This is a genomic window from Bartonella sp. AP331QHHD (genome assembly GCF_042195905.1).
GTDB lineage: Bacteria > Pseudomonadota > Alphaproteobacteria > Rhizobiales > Rhizobiaceae > Bartonella.
Genome location: NZ_JBHIPG010000038.1, coordinates 1 through 4,027 on the forward strand (window position 1 = coordinate 1; position 4,027 = coordinate 4,027).

Here is a 4,027-nt window from a genome sequence, read left to right on the forward strand (position 1 = left end):
CGTTGCCCCTGCGCCACCCGTGCCATAACCGGTGCCAACACTCATTGAAGCACTTTCACTGCTGTTTTGTGTGCTTTGCGTGTTTTGTGCACTTTCAAAGATGATATCTTTACCTGCTTCCATGGTGATCTTTCCGCTCTGTGCATCATTTTCCAGCACATAGATTGGATTGGTACCAGCGATAATATCAGCGCCAACACCATGAATGCTGCCTTTGTGGGCTTGCATGTTAACAGCGCGTCCGCCTTCTATGCTATCTGTCACCGCTGTGGAGACTTGAGAAGAGGCTTCTGTTTTCTCAGTTTTAAAGCCCACGGTTACACTGCCAGATGCGCCAGCCAGATTGGCAAGAGCATCCTTGGTGGAGCCCCCCAATCCTCCTAATGAGCTACTCAGTCCTTTGGTTACGTTCCCCTTTTCCCCCGTATTGCCAGTCAGCCAATTAACAAAGGTTTTGCCTTTACTATAAAGATGACTGATTTTCATGCCAGTCAGTATGCCATTAATAACTGTATTGTTACCATCCTTATTATTCATGTGATCTGCGGCATCTTTTAGTCCTTGTACCGTGCCAAGGACACCGATATCAACGGAAGTTGTCACACCAGCAAAAGACTTTTCATGCTTTTCTTTTGCGTTAGAGGTATCATAGCTTTCTGATAGGGTGATATTATTGCCGGCATCCATGTTGACATCACGATCCGCCGAAACAATGGTTGCTTGTAAATTCACATCATTGCCACCATTGATCTGCACATCTTGGCGTGCCGTGATGTGTGATTGTGTGGAAGTGGTTTCCCATTGATCGCCCGTATCTTTGGCGCTTGCAATTCCAACACCTACAGAAGCACCGCTGTTGCTCTTTTCAAACTGAATGCCAAAGCCTGTACGTTCTTCCTTTGAGCTTGAGGAATGGCTATTATGACCAGGTGAAACATTCACATCATGGGCGGCCGAAAGATTAATATTCTCACCTGCAAGATCAGAGCCAACAATTGTCACATCTTTTTTCTTGGCAGTGATGTTGATCGTACCATCCGCATTGAGAGAAGAACCTTGATGCTCAAAACTCTCTTCATTTTCTGTCTTTCCCTCACTCCCGTATATCGACACAAAGCCCTTGCCTGATCCCACACCAAAACCCGTTTCATGGGTCTCTGAATGGCTTTTATGATGGTCTGTCATGCCATCAATCGTCACATTTTCTCCGCTCACATTGATATCTTGACCGGAAAGCAGATGAGAAGCAGAAATCTTGGCTTCTCCTTGTGCGTCTAACACGATGTTTCCCGTTGCCCCAAGGATAGAGGAGACCGTTGTGGTATGCGATTGAGATGTATCGGACGATTCCTCATGCAAAAAGCCACTTGATGACGATTGTGCTTGCTGGTCCAAGTGTTCTTGGGCACCTTTTATGACAATCTTTCCCCCAGAGTGAATGGTAATATCCGCTTGTTTCTGTTCTTCTGGTGCTTTCTCTCCTGACGTTTCCTCTGCCTTACCGGCTATGAGCGTCGAGGCGACAACTTCCGTGTTGTTTCCTGAGTCAATGGCAATGCCTTCACCCCCTGTTATGCTTGACCCCACAACTTGGCTCACATCCATCTTGTTATGCTCAGATTTGCTGCTACTAAATGCTCCACCGTCTTTATGGTACGACATCTCATAATGTAAGCTATCCTCTGCATTATTGATGAGAATATCGTTGCTGGCTTTCAGCCCCACCTTGCCCTCAGCAGCAATGGAACTACCTGTAATGCTAAGATCATGCGGTTTGCCATCCTGCCCTGCAACAACAGTGGTATCACCTCCCGATTTTATCGAAGAGCCAACGGCATGAGAGGCTTGCATGTCCACTTTCGTGTTTTTGGTGCGAAGATGATACTCCATCTCATCGTTTCTTACCCCTATTGTTACCTCCCCTTGGGCGCCAAGAGCAATATTACCCTTGGCATCTATATCGGAAGCAGCCATATGGATATCTTTTCCAGAGAGAACAGTGGTCTCTTTTCCAGAACTTAAATGAGAGCCATTGTGTAAAGCAACATGAGATGTTTCACTCCCACTCTGATTGTCCATACTGTTGCGTGTGGCATCAATCGAAACATTCCTCTCAGCCTGCAAGAGAAGTTTATCCGTTGNCTCTGATTGTCCATACTGTTGCGTGTGGCATCAATCGAAACATTCCTCTCAGCCTGCAAGAGAAGTTTATCCGTTGCTTGAACATCAGAGCCTAAAATATTCAAATCTTTTCCAGAGGCAAGTGTCGTTGAGCCTCCAGAGTTGACTTCTGATTTATGATGCATGGTGGCATCACCGTGTTCATCATGGTAATGAGTTTCTGCTGAACCGATCGTCAAGTTGCCTTGTTCTGTAGCCATGGCAAGATCACCTCCGGTGGTGATCCCCACCCCGGAGGCGGTGATATTTTGTTTGGCAATTACGCTCGCATTGCCCCCAGCAGAAAGCGCCTCGGTGTTTAATACTGTCTCCACGCCGTCAACCGTTGTGCGCCCTGCATCTAAACGAATATTCTTCTCCGCAAGGATAACAGCATCACCACCCGCCGCAAAATGCCCTCCTTGACTTAAGATATCCCCGCCATGCACATGCAATTGGTGGTTTGCCGCAATACGCCCTGAATTGGTTATCGTGGAATTGCTGGTATTCTGGCTGGTGATATTGACATCATCGCCCATGATCAAAGCCCCAGCAGAAACAAAGGAGGCTCTGTCTTTTTCGGGGATGTAAAGCACCGGAGCATAAACATCCATGCCCTTGACCTGTTGGCGCACATAAATCACCATCGGGGCTTCTAGGGATGCCAATTGTTCTTCACTCAAAGCCTCACCAAAGGGGAGATTGTGGGCTTTTGCATATTCTGCCCCGACATCCAGCAAGGTTTTGACTTGTTCAATGGCATCACTTCCAGGAATAAAGGAACCTTTGCCCAACCCTTGACCAACAAGATCACGCATTTGTTTTTCAATCAATTCCTTTTCGAAATAAGCATCGCCTAAGAAAAAAATCTCCCGATCAGGATTGTAGCCAATTCTGTTCAAATAATAGGCTGAGCCATAAAATTTGCCGACATCAAGGAATTCTGCCCGCGTTTCATAAATGAAATTTTGATTGGGCAGTGTGCCCCCAACCCCACCCGATTGGGGCTTTGGTAAAGGAAGCCCCTCAGCAAGTTCCCCTGCATTATTGAGATCCACTTTTGGTGTAAAGAGAGCATCAACCCCGGTTAAACCACTTAAGGACTCCAGTGGTTTACGTTCAGCTGCTTGTGCTTTAAAATGCGCATCCCCTGTAATCGAACCTTCCGCTGCCGTGTTATTGAGTTGATCGACCACCAGATTTAAAGTGCCGCCCGCTTGGACAAGACCAGGAGCTGCATCAAGAGCTTCTGAACCAGTTTGGCGATCCTTGCCATTGGCTATATCTAAAGAAACATCGCGGCTTCCATCAGCTTTATAACCATAACAACTGTCTGTATAAGCCTGACAACCCAGATAAGTGTTTTTATAAGCTGTTGCCCCCAAATTGGTCAGCACATTGGCGTGGATATCGGCATTTCCCCCTGCTCTCATAGAGCTATAATGGTTGTCAATGGTATCAGCGTTAATGATGAGATTGCCACTAGATTGTATTACCCCCGAAACAGTTGGTTTATGAGAAAATGCTTGTGTGACAGTCTTTTCTGTCATATGTGACCAGTCTTCGTTTATTGACCCAAACCATCCTCCCTTCCGCCGAGAACCATTCCATTGGTAGCGTTTTACGGACTTTTGATCATAGACAGGCTTAAATTCCCAAGTAAAAGCCTTATAGACTGTTCCATCGCTTGAAATTGCGGTGCCATAGGTTTCTTCTTTGCTCGACCAAAGAGGAACATCCAAGAAAATTTTTACGTGCCCTTTAAAAGGTCCGGTATGACTTTGATGTTCGTGCCCCTTTCCCCAAAGGTTGGGACCATCTTGATATAACATCCCATCACTGAGTTGATCAGAACCCTTTGGTCTTT

The 4,027-nt window shown here is 46.3% G+C and carries 1 pseudogene; it reads right to left on the bottom strand.

Annotation, left to right across the window (positions count from 1 at the left end):
- Positions 1-4,027, bottom strand: a pseudogene (locus tag ACFIMS_RS04965) (hemagglutinin repeat-containing protein); the annotation flags it as partial.